We start from the raw sequence: 17,435 nt of genomic DNA on the forward strand, positions 1-17,435 counted from the left end.
CATGGGCGTCATGGGCGATCGGCCAGGATCGCCCGGTGCCGCCCGCCCACGCGCGTCGCGATGAGCGTCGCGCGGCCGTCGCCCTTGAGCTTGAGCCGCTTGCGCAGCGCGGCCGGGTCGACGTCGGCGCCCCGCTTCTTGATCTCGAGCTCGCCGATGCCGAGCTCGCGCAGCCGCTGCGCGATGCGCCGCTCGTCGAGGGAGAGCGTCTCGCGCACGCGGAACGCCTGCGCGAGCGGCGTCTCGACGTGGCGGTCGGCCGAGAGGTAGGCGATGCCGTCGCTCACCCCGGTGGCGCCGAGGCGGTCGGCGAGCGCGCCGATCAGCTCCGCGCGGATCACCGCGCCGGCGGGCTCGTAGAGCCACTCGCCGAGCTCGCCCGGCTCCGGATGGCTCGCCTCGCCGGTCAGCTCCTCCGCGCCGTCGTCGCTCAGCACGAGCGCGCTGCGGGCGACGCCGGGGCGCGCGAGCGCCCCGGTCCACACGACCGCCTCGACCGTCTCCAGGCCGTCCGTGACCCACTGGTGCTCGGCATCCGCCGGCAGCAGGGCGCGATCGATGCCGGGCGCGAGCTTGACGCCGGTCGGCTGCGCTCCGGCGCGGGCGAAGACGGCGTCGAGGGCCGGCGACCAGTCCGCGGGGTCGTTGAGCCGGCGTGCGCCGTCGCGACGGGCGGGGTCGAACCACAGCGCCTCGGCGTCGACCGGCGTCTCGAGCGCGTCGCCGTGGAGCACGGTCGCGTGCCACGCGGCGAGGTTGAACGCGGCGATCGCGGCGGTCGCCTCGTCGCGCTCGACGGCGGTGACCTCCAGGCCGAGCGTCGCGAACGCGAGCGCGTCCGCCCCGATCCCGCAGCCGAGGTCGGCGACCGAGACGATGCCCGCCCGGCGCATCCTGCCGGCGTGGTGCGCGGCGACGCGGAGGCGGGTCGCCTGCTCGAGCCCGGCCTCCGTGAAGAGCATCCCGGCGGCGAACTCGCCGAACTTCGCCCGCGCCCGGCGACGCAGCCGCGCCTGCGACAGCACCGCGGCGACGAGCGCCGGCGCGTGGCCGTCGGCGCGCAGCCGCGACACCTCGCGGACGACGTCCGAGCGGTCGTCGAGCTGCGCCTCCGCGCGCTCGAGCAGCGCGAGCCCGTCCTTCGACAGCAGCAGTCGCAGCTCCTCGGCGTCCATCGCTCCATCCAAGCACCGGCGCGGCGCCGCGCCGCCCGCGAGGGCGTCCGGCGGCGGGATCGCTGGCACTCATGTTGACCGAGTGCCAGCCGACCGCCTAGGCTTGCTCTGGCGTCCGGCCCGTCCGGACGCGCCCCAGAGTCTGACAAGAAAGAGGCAACCGTGTCGGTTTCCATCAAGCCGCTCGAGGACCGCATCGTCATCAAGCAGGTCGAGGCAGAGACGACGACCGCGAGCGGTCTCGTCATCCCTGACACCGCCAAGGAGAAGCCCCAGGAGGGCGAGGTCGTGGCAGTGGGCCCCGGTCGCATCGACGACAACGGCAACCGCGTTCCGATCGACGTCGCCGTCGGCGACAAGGTGCTGTACTCCAAGTACGGCGGCACCGAGGTGAAGTTCGGCGCCGACGAGTACCTCGTGCTCTCGGCTCGCGACGTGCTCGCCATCGTCGAGCGCTGACCCAGCGACGATCCCGTCGGCGGCGCCCCCTCGTGGGGGCGCCGCCTTCGCCGTTCCAGGAGGAGCGATGAGCGAGCCGCGCACGACCACCGGGCTCTGGTACGCGATCTTCGCGTACACGTTCTGGGGCGTCGTCCCGATCTACCTGCAGCTGACCCGCGGCATCGACGGCTTCGAGCTCATCGGCTGGCGCGTGATCGCGTCGGTCGTGGTGGCCTTCGCGCTCGTCGCGGCGACGCGCGGCTGGGGCCGCCTCGCCGCCGTGCTGCGCAGCCGCCGCGACACCGGGTCGCTCGTGCTCGCCGGCTTCGCGGTGCTCGTCAACTGGACCGCCTTCTTCCTCGGCGTGCTCTCCGACCGCGTGCTCGAGACGAGCCTCGGCTACTTCCTCAACCCGCTCGTGAGCGTCGTGCTGGCCGTGCTCTTCCTCGGGGAGCGGCTGCGACCGGTGCAGTGGGTCGCCGTCGGCCTCGGGGCGCTCGGCGTGCTCGTGATGGTGATCGGCTACGGCGAGGTGCCGTGGATCGGGCTCACCGTCGCGGTGTCGTTCGGCATCTACGGCCTCATCAAGAAGCGCGTCGGCGGCTCGGTGGATGCGCTCTCGGGCTTCACGATCGAGACGGTCGCGGCGCTCCCCGCGTCGCTCGTCATGATGGGCGTCGCCATTGCCGCGCACGGGCTGACGGTCGGCGCCAACGGTGCCGCCGGCATCTGGGGCACCGCCCTGCTCGGCCTCGTCACGGCCATCCCGCTGCTCGCCTTCGCGTCGGCCGCCCGTCGCATCTCCCTGACGGCCCTGGCGTTCACGCAGTACCTCGCGCCGATCATCTCGTTCCTGTTCGGCGCGTTCGTGATGCTCGAGCCGATGCCGCTCGAGCGCTGGATCGGCTTCGCGCTCGTCTGGGCGTCGCTCGTGCTGGTGTCGGCGGACCTGCTCGGCCGGCACATCCGGGGGCACCGCGCGAGGCCGCGCGCAGCCTGACGCGAGAGGGCGCCGCTCGGGCTAGGCGACCTCCGGCCGCTTCTGGCGGAACATGCGCGCCGGCCGATCGTCGCCGTCCCAGACCTGCACGATGCCCCACGCGACGGCCGCGATCGGCACCGACAGCACGGCGCCGACGATGCCGCCGAGCACGGTGCCGATCGTGAGCGCGATGAGGATCACGAGCGCGTGCAGCCGCAGCGACCTGCCCATGACGACGGGCTGCAGGAAGTTGCCCTCGAGCTGGTTGACGACGACGACCGCGCCGAGCACGACGAGCGCGACGACCGGGCCGTTGGCGACGAGCGCGACGAGCGTGGCGAGCGCGCCCGCGATGGTCGCGCCCACGAGCGGCACGAAGGCGAGCAGGAAGACGAGCACCGCGAGCGGCAGCGCGAGCGGCACCTGCGCGATGGCGAGCACGACGCCGATCCCGATGGCGTCCACGGCCGCGACGACCGCGGTGCCGCGCACGTAGCCGCCGAGCGTCTCGACCGTCTTGGCGCCGATGCGCTTGCCGCGCGCGTACCGCTCGCCCTCGAAGGGGCGCAGCAGGAACTCCCAGATGCGCGGACCGTCCTTGAGGAAGAAGAAGAGCACGACCACCATGAGCGCGAAGCCGGTGAGGAAGTTCGCGGCGGCGGCGGCGCCGGCGGCGGCGCCGGAGCCGAACTGGGCGCTCGTGAGGAAGCCCACGACGGCCTCGCGCGCCTGCTGGATCTGCTCGGGGGTGGGCGCGAACGGCAGGGTCGAGACCCACTCCAGCACCCGGTCGATGCCGCCGGACGCGCGCTCCACGAGCTCGGCAGACTGCGAGCGCACGGCGTTCACGATCAGCCAGCCGACGCCGCTCAGCACGGCGACGATCGCGACGAGCGAGATCGTGGTCGCGAGCCAGCTCGGCACGCCGCGGCGACGCATCCAGCGCATCACCGGCGCGAAGGCCGATGCCAGGATGAGCGCGATGGTCACGGGGATCGTCACGAGCGTCAGCTGCGTCATCGCGAAGACGATGCCCGCGATGGCAACCACCAGGATGATGCCCTGCAGCGCGCGGGTCGCGAAGCGGCCGAAGCTGTCGCCCCACACCGTCGGCGCCGCGACCGGCACCGGCACGACCACGCGGGCGTCGCCGCTGGATTCCTTGTCGCCGAACAGTCCCATGGCTCCCTCTCGCAGTGGCGGCAACGGTAGCGCGGACCGCCTGGGCATCCGCGCGAACGCGCCTACTCCCGACGCTTGTGAGCAGGGCTCAGGAATGCCGCAGGACTCCGGAAGGTCACGTCGTTCGCGCCAAGACCGTTACCAGGACGTAACGCGGAACGGCCGTTTTCGGTCGGGGGCTCGCCTACTGTTGTGCCAACACGCGTACCAGCGCGCGTCCTCCAGTAGGAATTTAGGAGCACAATGCAGTCCTTCCTCCGCACCAAGGGGCAGCACCCCCGTCGTGCCGCGGCCCTCGGCGCCGCAACCGCCGGCGTCCTGCTGCTCGCAGCCTGTGCCGGTGGTGGCTCGCCCACCCCGTCCGGCTCGGCAGGCGGCTCGACCGGCCCCACCGAGGGCGGCGAGGTCGACACCTCGTTCGTCGTCGGCACGATCCTGCCCCAGACGGGCAACCTCGCATACCTGGGCCCGCCCGAGTTCGCGGGCGTCGACCTGGCGGCCGCCGACCTCGAGGCCGCGGGCTTCGAGTTCGACGTCGACGTGCAGCACCGCGACTCCGGCGACACCACGACCGACATCGCCACCGCCTCGGCGGGCGAGCTCGTCTCGGCCGGTGCGGACGTCGTCATCGGCGCCGCCTCGTCGGGTGTGTCGTTCACGTTCGTCGACCAGCTGATCGATGCGCAGGTCGTGCAGATCTCGCCGGCCAACACGTCGCCCGACTTCTCCGACTACGAGGACGACGGCTTCTACTGGCGCACCGCCCCGTCGGACGTGCTGCAGGGCCGCGTGCTCGGCAACCTCATGACGTCGGACGGCGCCGCGAACGTGGCCTTCATCACGATCAACGACCCGTATGGCACGGGCCTCGAGGAGAACGCTCGACTCGCGGTCGAGGCCGCCGGCGGCACGGTCACCGGCAGCGTCCTGTACAACCCGGGCGACACGAACTTCACGTCGCAGGTCGCCGAGATCATGGCGGGCCAGCCCGACGCGATCGGCATCCTCGCGTTCGCGGAGACGGCGCAGATCGTCCCCGAGCTGGTGACGCAGGGCTTCCCGGCCTCGGGCATGTACTTCGTCGACGGCAACCTGTCGAACAGCTACAACTTCCCCGAGGGCACGCTCGACGGTGCGAAGGGCACGCTCCCCGGCAACCCGGCCGACGACACGTTCCGCGACCGCCTGCTCGAGCAGGACCCGGAGCTGCAGGACTTCTCCTACGGTCCCGAGTCGTACGACGCCGTCATCCTGGCGGCGCTCGCCGCGGCGACGGGTGGCAGCGCCGACCCCATCACCATCCGCGACAACCTGCAGGCCGTCTCGACCGAGGGCACGGCGTGCACCGAGGTGGCCGAGTGCCTGCAGCTCATCGCTGACGGCGAGGACATCGACTACGACGGCCCCTCCGGCCCGATCGAGTTCGACGAGAACGGCGACCCGACCGAGGCGTACATCGGCATCTACCAGTACGGTGCCAACAACCAGTACACCTTCGTGTCGTCGGAGTTCGGCTCGCTCAACGAGTGATCCGGCAGCGCTGACACAGCACAGCACGAGAGGGCCCCGCTCCGGCGGGGCCCTCTTCGCGTGCGTGGAGCAGCGCACGGCCGCCCGTGCAGGCCCGGGGCCACGCTCGCACGGGCCGCAGGTGGCGTCGGGGTGCAGGGCGCGGGGGAGCGGCACGCCCCTGACCGCGCGCTGCCTCCGGAGGCATGAGAGAGGGGCCCCGCCGCAGCGGAGCCCCTCTCGACGCGGTCGCGTCAGACGGCGGGATCGACCGTCGGGTGCGCCTCGGTGCGCGCCTTCTCCTCGACGTCGGTCGCGAGCGTGCCGAGGTAGAGCTGGATGACCTTGGGGTCGTTCAGCATCTCGCGGCCGGTGCCCGTGTAGGCGTCCTTGCCGTGGTCGAGCACATAGGCGCGGTGGGCGATCTGCAGGCAGCGCCGCGCGTTCTGCTCGACCATCACGATGGTGACGCCGTGGCTGTTGATCTCCGCCACGCGCAGGAACGTCTCGTCCTGTCGCACCGGGCTGAGGCCGGCGCTCGGCTCGTCGAGCAGCAGCACCGCGGGGTCCATCATGAGCGCGCGGCCCATGGCGACCATCTGGCGCTCACCGCCGGACAGGCTGCCGGCGCGCTGGCGGCGCCGCTTCACGAGCTCCGGGAAGAGCCCGCCGACGAACTCGAAGCGCTCCTTGAAGAGCTTCGGCTGCTGGAACAGGCCCATCTCGAGGTTCTCCTCGATCGTGAGCGAGGGGAACACGTTGTTGTTCTGCGGCACCATCCCGACGCCCTTGCCGACGAGCTTGTCGGCCTTGAGCCCGGTGATGTCGTCGCCGTTGAGCAGCACGCTGCCCTCGCGGACGTTCACCTGGCCGAAGACCGCCTTCAGCAGCGTCGACTTGCCGGCGCCGTTCGGGCCGATGATGCCGATCAGGTCGCCCTGGTTCGCGACGATCGAGCAGCCGTTGAGGATGTTGACGCCCGGCAGGTAGCCCGCGACGAGCTCCTTCGTCTCGAGCACCGGGGTGGTCGCCGAGGTGGCTCCGGTCGTGGTCATCGCTGGCCCTCCTGGTCCGCGTCCGTCGTGGCGTCGCGCGGCGCATCCGCCGACGTCGAGGGCGCGTCGGGGTCGACGGGCACCTCCTCCTCGGCGGCCTCGTGGATCTGCGCCACCTGCTGGTTCGTCAGGGTGCCGAGGTCGGTGTCGTGGTGGGCGCCGAGGTACGCGTCGACGACCGCCTGGTTCTGCATGATGGTCTCGGGCGGGCCCTCGGCGACGACCTTGCCCTCGGCCATCACGATCACCCAGTCGGAGATGTGGCGCACCATGTGCATGTCGTGCTCGACGAACAGCACGGTCATGCCGTCGTCCTTGAGGCCGCGCACGTGGTCGAGCAGCGACTGCGTGAGGGCCGGGTTGACGCCGGCCATCGGCTCGTCGAGCATGACGAGCGTCGGCTCGCTCATGAGCGCGCGCGCCATCTCGAGCAGCTTGCGCTGGCCGCCCGAGAGCGACGCCGCGTAGTCCTCGCGCTTCTCGTCGAGCTTGAAGCGCGCGAGCAGGTTGTCGGCCCGCTCGGTGTTGGCCTGCTCCTGCGCCTTCCACAGCGGCTTCACGAGCGCCGCGAACAGCCCCTCGCCGCGCTGGTCGCGCGCGCCGAGCAGCATGTTCTGCAGCACGGTGAGGCGGCCGAGCGACTTCGTCAGCTGGAACGTGCGCACCATGCCGCGCCGCGCCACCTTGTGGCTGGGCACGTGCGCGAGCGACTGGCCCTCGAACGACCAGCTGCCCTTGTTGGGGCGGTCGAAGCCGGTGAGCAGGTTGAAGAAGGTCGTCTTGCCGGCGCCGTTCGGGCCGATGAGGGCGGTGATCCTGCCGCGCGGGATCTCGACGTGCGCGACGTCGACGGCCGTGAGCCCGCCGAACTGCCGGATCACGCCATCCGCGATGACGATCGGGTCGACCTTCTTGCAGCCCGGGCCGACGGGGCCGTCGACGAGCGGGTGCGTGACCGGGGGCGTGGTCGTGTCAGACATTGAACGACAGCTCCTTCTTGTTGCCGAGGATGCCCTGTGGTCGGAAGATCACGAGGAGCATCAGTGCGACGCCGATGAGCACGAAGCGGATCTGGCCGGCCTGCGAGCCGCTCATGTCGCCGAAGAGGCCCATGCCGTGGAGCACGTTGATGACGCCGCCGGTGAACGACAGCAGCACCCAGAAGAGGATCGAGCCGAGCAGCGGACCGAAGACGGTCGCGGCGCCGCCGAGCAGCAGCGCGGTCCAGATGTAGAAGGTCATCGTGGTCGCGAAGTTGTCGGGCTGCACGGCTCGGGGGAGCACGAACATGACGCCCGCGATCGCGCCGAGCGTGCCGCCGAGCACGAGCGCCTGCATCTTGTAGCTGTAGACGTTCTTGCCGAGCGAGCGCACGGCGTCCTCGTCCTCGCGGATGCCCTTGATGACGCGGCCCCACGGGCTGCGCATGAGCAGCCAGACGAGCACGAGCGCGACGATGACGAGCGACCAGGCGATGATGCGCACCCAGGTGTCGTAGGCCGTGGCCGTCCACGGGCCGAAGCCGTAGGTGGTGCCGGTCAGCGGGTTCATGGCGTCGAAGTCGCCCTTGTAGTCCTGGCCGCGGAGGCCCTGTGAGCCGCCCGTGATGCTCGTCAGGTCCTGCGTGCGGACGGTGAAGCGCACGATCTCGGCGGCTGCGATCGTGACGATCGCGAGGTAGTCGCCGCGGAGCCGCAGCGTCGGGATGCCGAGGATGAGCGCGAAGATCACCGCCGCGACGATGGCGACGAGCATGGCCGCGAGGAACGACAGCCACGCGGGCCAGCCGAGCGTCGCGGTCGGGTCGGCCATCATCGTGAAGATCGCGAACGCGTACGCGCCGATCGCCATGAAGCCCGCCTGGCCGAAGTTCAGCAGGCCGGAGTAGCCGAAGTGCACGTTGAGGCCGATGGTCGCGAGCGCGAACGCGGCGGTGGTGGGGGAGAGGATCTCGCCCGCGGCGGTGTTGAGGACGCTGAGGAAGTCCATGTCAGCCGATCCTTTCCCTGCGACCCAGGATGCCCTGCGGTCGGAACAGCAGCACGAGGATGAGCACGAGCAGCGCGATCGCATACCGGAGGTCGGGTGCGAGGAAGAGCGTCGAGATCTCGGTGACCAGGCCGATCACCACCGCCCCGACGAGGGCGCCGAAGGCGCTGCCGAGGCCGCCGAGCGTGACGCCGGCGAACAGCAGCAGCAGGATCGTGAAGCCCACGTCCCACTTGATGTTGGCGCCGATGAAGTAGGTGTAGAGGATGCCCGCGCCACCGGTGAGGAGGCCGGCGAGGACCCAGACGATGCGGATCACGCGGTCGACGTCGATGCCGGACGCCGCAGCGAGGCTCGCGTTGTCGCTCACCGCGCGGGTCGCCTTGCCGATGCGGGTGCGCGTCAGGAACAGGCCCACGGCGATGAGCACCACGATCGCGATCACCGTGCTGACGACGTTCGACGTGCGCATGAGCACGGGACCGACCTCGAGCACGGGGCCGGGGTCGACCGAGAGGCCCTCGGTGCCGCCGCCGATGAGGAACTGGAACATGTAGCGGAGCGCGATCGAGAGGCCGATCGTCACGATGAGCACCTGCACGAGGCCGACGCGGCGCCGGCGCAGGGGCTTGAAGATGCCCCAGTCGTGCACCCAGCCGAGCGCGGCCGAGGCGACGAGCGTCACGATGATCGCGATCCAGACGGGCCAGTTCACGAGGGTCGTCGTGGCGTAGAAGACGACGCCGCCGAAGGTGAGGAGCTCGCCGTGCGCGAAGTTGTTGACGCCGGTGGTGCCGAAGATCAGCGTGATGCCGATCGCGGCGAGCGCGAGCAGGAGGCCGAAGTTCAGGCCGGAGATGATGCGCGACAGCAGCTGCGAGCCGAAGTCGTTCGACGCGGCGCCGGTGGACGCCTCGCCGCCGGGGGCCGCGCCCTCGCCGGTCGTCGGCGCACCGCTCGCACCGCCGTCACCGGGGCTGCCGCCGCCGCTCGGGGAGGGCGCCGGAGCGCCGTCGGCGCTCGCGAACGGGAAGAGCACGCCGACCGACGTCGATCCGCCGACCTCGAACTCCCGGCTCTCGAACGACGCGTCCCGCAGCGTCACGCCGTCGGGCAGCGTCGCGGTGTCGATCGAGACCGTGTACGTGCCCGCCGCCGGGACCCCGACGATCCAGCGGCCGTCGGCCCCGGTCGCCACGGTCTCATCGACGCCGTCACCGGTCACGGTGATCTCGACGCCCTCGAGGGGCGTCTGCCCGTCGCGGACGATGCCGTTGAAGTTGAACGGAGCTGGCTGCTCGGTCGTGGCCAGGGGCGCGGCGGCGACCGCGGTCGCACCACCCGCCACCATGCCCATGACGGCGAGGGCGACGGCGATTGCTCGCCGCAGCCCGCTCCGTCGCGGTCTGCTGGACGTCTTCACGTGTCCTCCATGCCGTGGGGCCGCGCGGGCGCAAGGGAATGGGCTGCGCGTGATGCCCGTTACATCGGTGGTGAAACAGTAGCGGCCGCTTCGAGGGCCGCCGTCCACTTTCGGTTCTCTTGTGCGCTTCTTCATGCGGATGCCGCACGACCGTTACCGAATAGATACGATGGAAGCGATGGAGATGCGCAATCCGTTCGGCCCGATCGGCCTGACCTACGACGACGTCATGCTGCTCCCGGGCCGCACCGATGTGATTCCCAGCGAGGCCGACACCGGCACGAGGCTCTCGCGCAACATCCGGCTCGCGATCCCGCTCGTGTCGAGCGCGATGGACACCGTGACCGAGGACCGGATGGCGATCGCGATGGCCCGCCAGGGCGGCATCGGCATCGTGCACCGCAACCTCTCGGTCGCGGACCAGGCCGGGATGGTCGACCGCGTCAAGCGCTCCGAGTCCGGGATGATCACCGACCCGGTCACGACGCACGCCGATGCGACGATCGAGGAGGTCGACCGCATCTGCGGCGAGTTCAAGGTCTCCGGGCTGCCGGTCGTCGACCCCGACGGCGTGCTCGTCGGCATCGTCACGAACCGCGACATGCGCTTCGTGCCGCGCGAGGAGTTCGCCACCACGCTCGTGCGCGACGTCATGACGCCCGCGCCGCTCAAGACGGCGAAGGTCGGCATCTCCCGCGAGGACGCGTTCGCGATCTTCCACGAGACGAAGCTCGAGAAGCTGCCGCTCATCGACGAGCAGGGGCGCCTCGGCGGCCTCATCACCGTCAAGGACTTCGACAAGGTCGAGCAGTACCCGAACGCGACGAAGGACGCGCACGGCCGCCTCCGCGTGGGCGCCGCGATCGGCTTCTTCGGGGACGCCTTCGACCGGGCCGTGGCGCTCGCGGAGGCCGGCGTCGACGTGATCGTCGTCGACACCGCCAACGGCGAGAGCCAGGGCGTGCTCGACATGGTCGCGAAGCTCAAGGGCGACGAGCGCTTCAGCGGCATCGACATCATCGGCGGCAACGTCGCGACCTACGAGGGCGCCGCGGCGCTCATCGAGGCGGGCGTCGATGCGGTGAAGGTCGGCGTCGGACCCGGCTCGATCTGCACCACCCGCGTCGTCTCGGGTGTCGGGGTGCCGCAGGTCTCGGCGATCTACGATGCCGCGCGCGCCGCGCACGACGCGGGCACCGACATCCCGATCATCGCCGACGGCGGCCTGCAGTACTCGGGCGACATCGCGAAGGCGCTCGTGGCCGGCGGCTCGTCGGTCATGCTCGGCTCGCTGCTCGCGGGCACGAACGAGAGCCCGGGCGACCTGGTGCTCGTGAACGGCAAGCAGTTCAAGACGTACCGCGGCATGGGCTCGCTCGGTGCGATGCAGACGCGCGGCAAGAAGACCTCGTACTCGCGCGACCGCTACTTCCAGGCGGACGTGCCGAGCGACGAGCAGCTCATCGCCGAGGGCATCGAGGGCCAGGTGCCCTACCGCGGCCCGCTCGGCTCGGTGGCGTACCAGCTCGTCGGCGGCCTGCGGCAGTCGATGTTCTACACCGGCGCGCGCACGATCGAGGAGCTGCAGCAGAAGGGCCGCTTCGTGCAGATCACCGCCGCCGGCCTCAAGGAGTCGCACCCGCACGACATCCAGATGGTCGTCGAGGCGCCGAACTACCGCCGCTGACCTCCGCTCGCACATCGAGAGGTAGCGGCCCGCGCGAGCGGTAGCGGCACGCGGCTACCTGTCGGGCGGGGCGCTACCGCTCGGTGCTCACCAGCACGGGAGCAGCGAGGTGCGCACCGGTATGTGGTGCTGCGCGAGCATCGATTGCAGGATTGTGGGGCGCTGCACCGCATCCCACATCCAGTGCAGGGTGTCGGCCACCTCGCGCATCGCGTCGTCCCGCCGCTTCTCGGCGATGACCGCGTCGACCGGCTGCACGCCGTTCGCGTCGGCGAGCACGCCGTACTTCTGGGCGCCGTCGAACTCGCCGGCGAGGGGTCGGCGACCGGGTCGCTCCCACAGGAAGTCGGGGTAGCGGTCACCGAGCCGCGTCCGCACGCGCACCTGGAGCTGCGGCACCGGCGCGCCGAGCCGGTGGATCGCGACACGGCTCCACGACTCGCCGACGGACTCGGAGAGCGGATCGGCGAACCCGACGACCCACGCCGCGCGCCGCTGGCCTCGCGGCCCCTGCCTGGTCAGGGCATCGGTCACCTCCGCTCGCGTCACGACGCCTGTCCGCAGTGCCCAGTCGAGGGCGCTGACCGCGTCGGTCTGCCTGCCGAGGCGGGCGACGTGGCCGAGCGCATAGGCGGGCGTCGATCGTGCGATGCCGTCCTCCTCGAGCACGTCCTGGTCCGCCACACGGACGTGCGAGTTGCGGATGCCCGCCAGTGAGCCGGGCATGGATGGATCGCCGATCGTGAACACGTCCTGGGGGATGCCGTGCGGCAGCCCGGCGAGCACGAGCGCCGACTCGCGCGCGAAGACGGCGCTCGGCCGCGCGGCGGCCGCGGCTCGCACCTCGAGCAGGTAGCGCGCGTGCCGCGGCAGAGCCTCGAGCGCTGCGCGCTCGGCGTACCAGCCGCGCCGGACGCGGGCGAGGCCGGGGTCCGCGCGAGCACGCAACGGCGCATCATCGCTGGCGGGGATCAGATCGAGAGGCATGCCCGCACCCTGCCCGAGCAGGGACGCTGCTCGCTCACTCTCCAGCCCTGCCTGTGGAGCGCGCCGACCGGCAGCGCTCCGCGCGAGCGGTAGCGCGCGCCGATAGGTAGCGCTGCGCGCGAGCGGTAGCGGCGCGCCACTACCGCTCGGGCGCAGGGCTACCTCTCGATGTTCGACGAGGGCTTGCGGGGCGCACAGACGCGATATATCGTGTCTCGCAGCAGACGCGATATATCGCGTTTCTGAGCCTGAGGGGGCAGCCATGGACCAGCACGACACGCAGCACGAGGCCGGCGACACGAAGCCGCGCAGCGCATCCGGCGCATCCGCGTCGGGCGCCGACGCCATCACCGAGCGATGGACGATCGCCGAGGGCGAGAGCCGCGTCATCGACCTCGACGCGGTGACGGCGCTCCGCGTCGGCATCGTCGGCGGCAGCGTCGACATCGTCGGCCACGACGAGCCGACCGCCCGCGTCGAGGTGCACCGCGTCGAGGGGCGCGACCTCAGCGTCACGCTCGAGCAGGGCCGCCTGTCGATCTCGCACCCGCGCGTGAGCTGGGACGACGTGTGGGAGTCGGTCAAGGCGCTCGTGGGCGTGCGGGCCAAGGTCGAGCTGAGCATCCTCGTGCCCCGGCACGTCGCGCTCTCGCTCGGGCAGGTCAGCGCATCCGCCCTGGTCTCGGGCCTCGGTGCCCGGGCGACCTTGAGCACCGTGTCGGGTCCGCTGCAGGTGGAGTCGCACCGCGGCGACCTCGACCTCAACACCGTCTCCGGCGACATCGAGGTCTCGGGCGGTGCCGGGCGACTCGCGGTCAACGGCGTCTCCGCGAGCGTGACCGCCACCGGTGCGCTGCAGGAGGTCGGCGTCGACACCGTCAGCGGCGAGGTGCTGCTCGACGTGCACGGCGCCCCGCGCAGCATCACCGTGAACACCGTCTCGGCCGACGTGACGCTGCGGCTCGACGCCGACCAGGGCGTCCGGGCCACCACCCGCACCGTCTCGGGCCGCGGCCGCATCGTCGGCCGGGCCGTGCCGAAGCGCGGCGGCACCGAGGTGGTCGAGGGCGCGAACGCCTTCCGCTTCGCCGCGAACACCGTCTCGGGCGCCGTCACGGTCGTGCGGAGGGACGCATGAGCCCCGTCTTCGGCCACGGCGCGCTGCGCCTCTACCTCCTGAGCCTGCTCGCCGAGGCGCCGCGCCACGGCTACGAGCTCATGCAGGCGCTGAGCGACCGCTTCGGCGGCACCTACTCGCCGAGCGCCGGCACCATCTACCCGCGGCTGTCGAAGCTCGAGGAGGAGGGGCTGCTGACGAAGTCGACCGACGGCCGCAAGACCACCTACGAGATCACCGACGCGGGACGCGCGGAGCTCGCGGCGCGCGAGGGCGAGCTGCGCGAGCTCGAGGGCGAGATCACCGACTCGGTGCGGCGGATGGCGTCCGACGTGCGCGCGGGCGTGAAGAGCGCGATGCAGGCGCTGCGGGCCGACCTCGCGGCCGCCGAGCGCGATGCGCGCGGCACGCCGCCCACCCCGAGCACGCCCACGCCTCCGGAGCGCGAGGAGCGCGGCTGGTTCGAGGCGCACACACGGCCCGCGTCTCCGCCCGACCCGTCCGTGCCTGAGCGACCGGTGCCCGCGTCGAGCCCCACGTCGAGCTCCGTGCCGAACCCCGTCTCCGCGCCCTGGCCGGAGCCGGAGCCGTCGTGGACCGAGCCGTCGTGGGCCGGGCCGTCGTGGACGGAAGCAGGGCCATCGGCGGATGCGCCCCACCCCGCCGAGCGCGCGGCCGCGCGCATGGCGATCCACGACATCGACCTCGCCCTCACGGAGTTCCGCCAGCAGGTGCGCGACGCGGCGCGCGCCGATCGCGGCGAGCGCGTGAGCACCGCGAAGGCCGCGTCGGTGCGGGTCGAGCTCGAGGCGGCGCTGCTGCGCATCAAGAGCGTGCTCGGGTCCTGAGCGTCCCTCGCTCCCTGCGGGATAGGCTGGGCGGGTGACGGAGATCGAGATCGGCCGCAGCAAGCGCGCCCGCACCGGGTACGGCTTCGACGACATCAGCATCGTGCCGTCACGGCGCACGCGCGACAGCGACCTCGTCTCGCTGCAGTGGCAGATCGACGCCTTCAAGTTCGAGATCCCGGTGATGAGCGCCCCGACCGACTCGGTCACGAGCCCGGCCACCGCGATCGCGCTCGGCAGGGCCGGCGGCGTCGGCGTGCTCAACCTCGAGGGCGTCTGGACCCGGTACGACGACCCCGAGCCGCTGCTCGCCGAGATCGCGCGCCTGCCCGCCGACCTCGCGACGAGCCGCATGCGCGAGATCTACGCCGAGCCGATCAAGCCGGAGCTCATCCGCGACCGCCTCGCGCAGATCCGCGACGCCGGCGTGCCCGTCTCCGGCAGCCTCAGCCCGCAGGCCGTGCAGCAGCACTACGAGACGGTGCTCGCGGCAGGCGTCGAGCTCATGGTCATCCGCGGCGCCACGGTGAGCGCCGAGCACGTCTCCGCCGAGCGCGGCGCGCCCCTCAACCTCAAGCAGTTCATCTACGAGCTCGACGTGCCCGTCGTGGTCGGCGGCGTCGTCACCTACACGGCCGCGCTGCACCTCATGCGCACGGGCGCGGCCGGCGTGCTCGTCGGCTTCGGCGGCGGCGCCGCCTCGACGAGCGAGAAGGTGCTCGGCGTCGCGGCCCCGATGGCGACGGCCGTGAGTGACGTCGCCGCCGCCCGGCGCGACTACCTCGACGAGTCCGGCGGCCGCTACGTGCACGTCATCGCCGACGGCTCGCTCGGCACCTCCGGGCAGGTCGTGAAGGCGCTCGCGTGCGGCGCCGACGGCGTCATGCTCGGCACCGCGCTCGCTCGTGCGACGGATGCCCCCGGCCGCGGCTGGCACTGGGGCCCCGAGGCGCACAACCAGAAGCTGCCTCGCGGCAATCGCGTGCAGGTCGACCAGGTCGGCCCGCTCGACGTCGTGCTGAACGGACCCTCACCGGTCGCGGACGGCACGGCGAACATCATGGGCGCTCTGCGCAAGGCCATGTCGACCACCGGCTACAAGGACCTCAAGGAGTTCCAGCGGATCGACGTGGTCGTGGAGAGCAGCCCGCCACGCTAGACCGCCCATCCGGGCGCGCATCCAAGGAGGATCCATGGCTGAGACCACCAACAGCGTGAGTCGGTCGAGGAAGCTCGGCCCCGAGGAGCGCGCTGCCGCGATCGCCTCGCTCCGCGAGCGCGAGGTCGATGTGCTCGTGATCGGCGGCGGCATCGTCGGCACCGGCGCGGCGCTCGACGCGGTGACGCGCGGCCTGCGCGTCGGGCTCATCGAGGGGCGCGACTTCGCCTCCGGCACGTCGAGCCGCTCGTCGAAGCTCATCCACGGCGGCATCCGCTACCTCGAGCAGGCCAACTTCGGCCTCGTGCGGGAGGCGCTCATCGAGCGCGGCCTGCTGCTCCAGCGCCTCGCCCCGCACCTCGTGAAGCCCGTCAAGTTCCTCTACCCGCTCACGACGCCGCTCATCGAGCGCGCGTACATCGGCGCGGGCATGGCGATGTACGACGCCTTCAGCTACACGGGCTTCATGAAGCCGGGGGTGCCGATGCACCGGCACCTGACCAAGAAGCAGATGCTGAAGCAGATCCCGTCGCTCGACCCGAACGCGCTCGTGGGCGGCCTCACCTACTACGACGGCCAGGTCGACGACGCCCGCTACGTCGCCGAGCTCGCGCGCACCGCGTCGTTCTACGGCGCCCACGTGGCGAGCCGCGTGCGCGCGGAGGGCTTCCTCAAGGTGGGCGAGCGGGTCGTCGGCGTGCAGGCGCACGACTACGAGACCGGCGAGCAGTTCGAGATCCGCGCGAAGCAGGTCGTCAACGCGACCGGCGTCTGGACGGGCGACACCCAGGCGATGGTCGGCTCGCGCGGCGAGTTCAAGGTGCGAGCGTCGAAGGGCGTGCACCTCGTGGTGCCGCGCGACCGCTTCCACTCGTCGATGGGCCTGCTGCTGCGCACGGAGAAGAGCGTGCTCTTCGTCATCCCCTGGGGCCGGCACTGGATCATCGGCACGACCGACACCGACTGGGAGCTCGACAAGGCGCACCCGGCGGCGACGGCGGCCGACATCGACTACATCCTCGACCACGTGAACTCGGTGCTCGCGACGAAGCTGACCCGCAGCGACGTCGAGGGCGTCTACGCGGGCCTGCGGCCGCTGCTCGCGGCGAGCGACGGCTCCTCGACCGCGAACCTCTCGCGCGAGCACTACGTCTCGCACACCGTGCCGGGCCTCGTGCTCATCGCCGGCGGCAAGTGGACCACCTACCGCGTGATGGCGAAGGACGCGATCGACGAGGCGGCGAGCGCGATGGACGGCAAGGTGCCCGACTCGTGCACCGAGCAGATCCCGCTGCTCGGCGCCGTCGGCTACCGGGCGGCGTGGAACAAGCGAGCGAGGATCGCGCGCGCCTTCGGGGTGCACAAGCACCGCATCGAGCACCTGCTCAACCGCTACGGCACGCTCACCGACGAGGTGCTCGACATCATCCGGCAGCAGCCGGAGCTCGCCGAGCCGCTGCCGGGCGCCGACGACTACATCGGCGCGGAGGTGCGCTACGCCTGCACGCACGAGGGCGCCCTGCACCTCGACGACGTGCTCGCCCGCCGCACCCGCATCTCGATCGAGTCGTGGGACCGCGGCGTCGCGGCCGCCCCGGTCGCCGCTCGGATCATGGCGGATGCGCTCGGCTGGGACGAGGCGCGCATCGAGAAGGAGATCAACACCTACAACAAGCGCGTCGCCGCCGAGCTCGCGAGCCAGGAGCTGCCGGACGACGAGTCGGCCGACCGGGCGCGCCTCGAGGCGCCGGAGATCGTGCCGCTCGGCGCGCTCCCGACCGCGAGCGCTGTCGGCACCAGGCAGGAGCCGGTGGCCTGAGCGGCTCGGCTGCCCGCTCGTCGAGCGGGCAGCCGGGTCGCCGCCGCGCCGTGCGGCGCCGG

General features: G+C 71.7%; 14 protein-coding genes and 1 pseudogene. 8 read left to right on the plus strand and 7 right to left on the minus strand.

The genetic code is table 11. The annotated features are described in order from the left end of the window. Positions 1–8: 8 nt before the first annotated feature. Positions 9–1,175 carry a THUMP-like domain-containing protein gene (locus tag ACVWW9_RS07645; RefSeq protein ID WP_456515003.1) on the minus strand — a complete coding sequence of 389 codons (1,167 nt, stop codon included), beginning with the start codon at positions 1,173–1,175 and terminating at the stop codon, positions 9–11. Between the two features lie 162 nt (positions 1,176–1,337). Here ACVWW9_RS07645 and groES point away from each other — a divergent pair, with 162 nt between their 5' ends. Further along, positions 1,338–1,634 (plus strand): co-chaperone GroES, encoded by a 297-nt coding sequence (gene groES, locus ACVWW9_RS07650; protein WP_123697098.1) that lies wholly within the window; start codon positions 1,338–1,340, stop codon positions 1,632–1,634. A gap of 67 nt (positions 1,635–1,701) precedes the next feature. Then, on the plus strand, positions 1,702–2,616 hold the full coding sequence (gene rarD, locus ACVWW9_RS07655; RefSeq protein ID WP_456515004.1) for an EamA family transporter RarD: 915 nt from the start codon (positions 1,702–1,704) through the stop codon (positions 2,614–2,616). 21 nt (positions 2,617–2,637) lie between these two features. On the opposite strand, the gene ACVWW9_RS07660 is transcribed toward rarD, so the two are convergent. Beyond that, a complete protein-coding gene (locus ACVWW9_RS07660; protein WP_456515005.1) occupies positions 2,638–3,780 on the minus strand; it encodes an AI-2E family transporter in 1,143 nt (380 codons plus the stop codon). A gap of 243 nt (positions 3,781–4,023) precedes the next feature. Here ACVWW9_RS07660 and ACVWW9_RS07665 point away from each other — a divergent pair, with 243 nt between their 5' ends. Beyond that, complete coding sequence (locus tag ACVWW9_RS07665) at positions 4,024–5,310, plus strand: ABC transporter substrate-binding protein (protein ID WP_354256373.1); 1,287 nt, start codon at positions 4,024–4,026, stop codon at positions 5,308–5,310. A gap of 233 nt (positions 5,311–5,543) precedes the next feature. On the opposite strand, the gene ACVWW9_RS07670 is transcribed toward ACVWW9_RS07665, so the two are convergent. The 4 genes from ACVWW9_RS07670 to ACVWW9_RS07685 are packed head-to-tail and all read right to left on the minus strand — an operon-like array spanning position 5,544 to position 9,756. Next, the gene (locus tag ACVWW9_RS07670) at positions 5,544–6,344 is read right to left on the minus strand and encodes an ABC transporter ATP-binding protein (protein WP_456515006.1); all 801 of its coding nucleotides are present in this window, start codon (positions 6,342–6,344) and stop codon (positions 5,544–5,546) included. Next, entirely contained in the window at positions 6,341–7,324 is a 984-nt protein-coding gene (locus ACVWW9_RS07675) for an ABC transporter ATP-binding protein (RefSeq protein ID WP_456515007.1), read from the minus strand. The genes ACVWW9_RS07670 and ACVWW9_RS07675 overlap by 4 nt, the downstream gene beginning before the upstream one ends. Continuing rightward, on the minus strand, positions 7,317–8,333 hold the full coding sequence (locus ACVWW9_RS07680) for a branched-chain amino acid ABC transporter permease (protein ID WP_354256364.1): 1,017 nt from the start codon (positions 8,331–8,333) through the stop codon (positions 7,317–7,319). Before ACVWW9_RS07680 ends, ACVWW9_RS07675 begins: the two co-directional genes overlap by 8 nt. 1 nt (position 8,334) lies before the next feature. Further along, positions 8,335–9,756, minus strand: a complete 1,422-nt coding sequence (locus tag ACVWW9_RS07685; protein WP_354256361.1) for an ABC transporter permease subunit — start codon at positions 9,754–9,756, stop codon at positions 8,335–8,337. A gap of 178 nt (positions 9,757–9,934) precedes the next feature. Between ACVWW9_RS07685 and guaB the strand changes: the two genes are divergently transcribed. Beyond that, the gene (guaB, locus tag ACVWW9_RS07690; RefSeq protein WP_354256358.1) at positions 9,935–11,443 is read left to right on the plus strand and encodes an IMP dehydrogenase; all 1,509 of its coding nucleotides are present in this window, start codon (positions 9,935–9,937) and stop codon (positions 11,441–11,443) included. Between the two features lie 87 nt (positions 11,444–11,530). On the opposite strand, the gene ACVWW9_RS07695 is transcribed toward guaB, so the two are convergent. Further along, positions 11,531–12,430 carry a hypothetical protein gene (locus ACVWW9_RS07695; protein WP_456515008.1) on the minus strand — a complete coding sequence of 300 codons (900 nt, stop codon included), beginning with the start codon at positions 12,428–12,430 and terminating at the stop codon, positions 11,531–11,533. Positions 12,431–12,692: 262 nt separating this feature from the next. Between ACVWW9_RS07695 and ACVWW9_RS07700 the strand changes: the two genes are divergently transcribed. From ACVWW9_RS07700 to ACVWW9_RS07715, 4 genes and pseudogenes are all read left to right on the plus strand, one after another. After that, positions 12,693–13,568: a DUF4097 family beta strand repeat-containing protein gene (locus ACVWW9_RS07700; RefSeq protein WP_456515009.1), complete on the plus strand. Its 876-nt coding sequence runs from the start codon at positions 12,693–12,695 to the stop codon at positions 13,566–13,568. Then, positions 13,565–13,951 (plus strand): annotated as a pseudogene (locus ACVWW9_RS07705) (PadR family transcriptional regulator); the annotation flags it as partial. The gene ACVWW9_RS07700 and the pseudogene ACVWW9_RS07705, both read left to right, overlap by 4 nt. 478 nt (positions 13,952–14,429) lie before the next feature. Next, positions 14,430–15,554, plus strand: a complete 1,125-nt coding sequence (locus ACVWW9_RS07710) for a GuaB3 family IMP dehydrogenase-related protein (protein ID WP_123697109.1) — start codon at positions 14,430–14,432, stop codon at positions 15,552–15,554. 34 nt (positions 15,555–15,588) lie between these two features. Beyond that, positions 15,589–17,373, plus strand: a complete 1,785-nt coding sequence (locus ACVWW9_RS07715) for a glycerol-3-phosphate dehydrogenase/oxidase (RefSeq protein WP_354256349.1) — start codon at positions 15,589–15,591, stop codon at positions 17,371–17,373. Positions 17,374–17,435 lie beyond the last annotated feature (62 nt).

Source organism: Agrococcus sp. UYP33 (genome assembly GCF_054060915.1).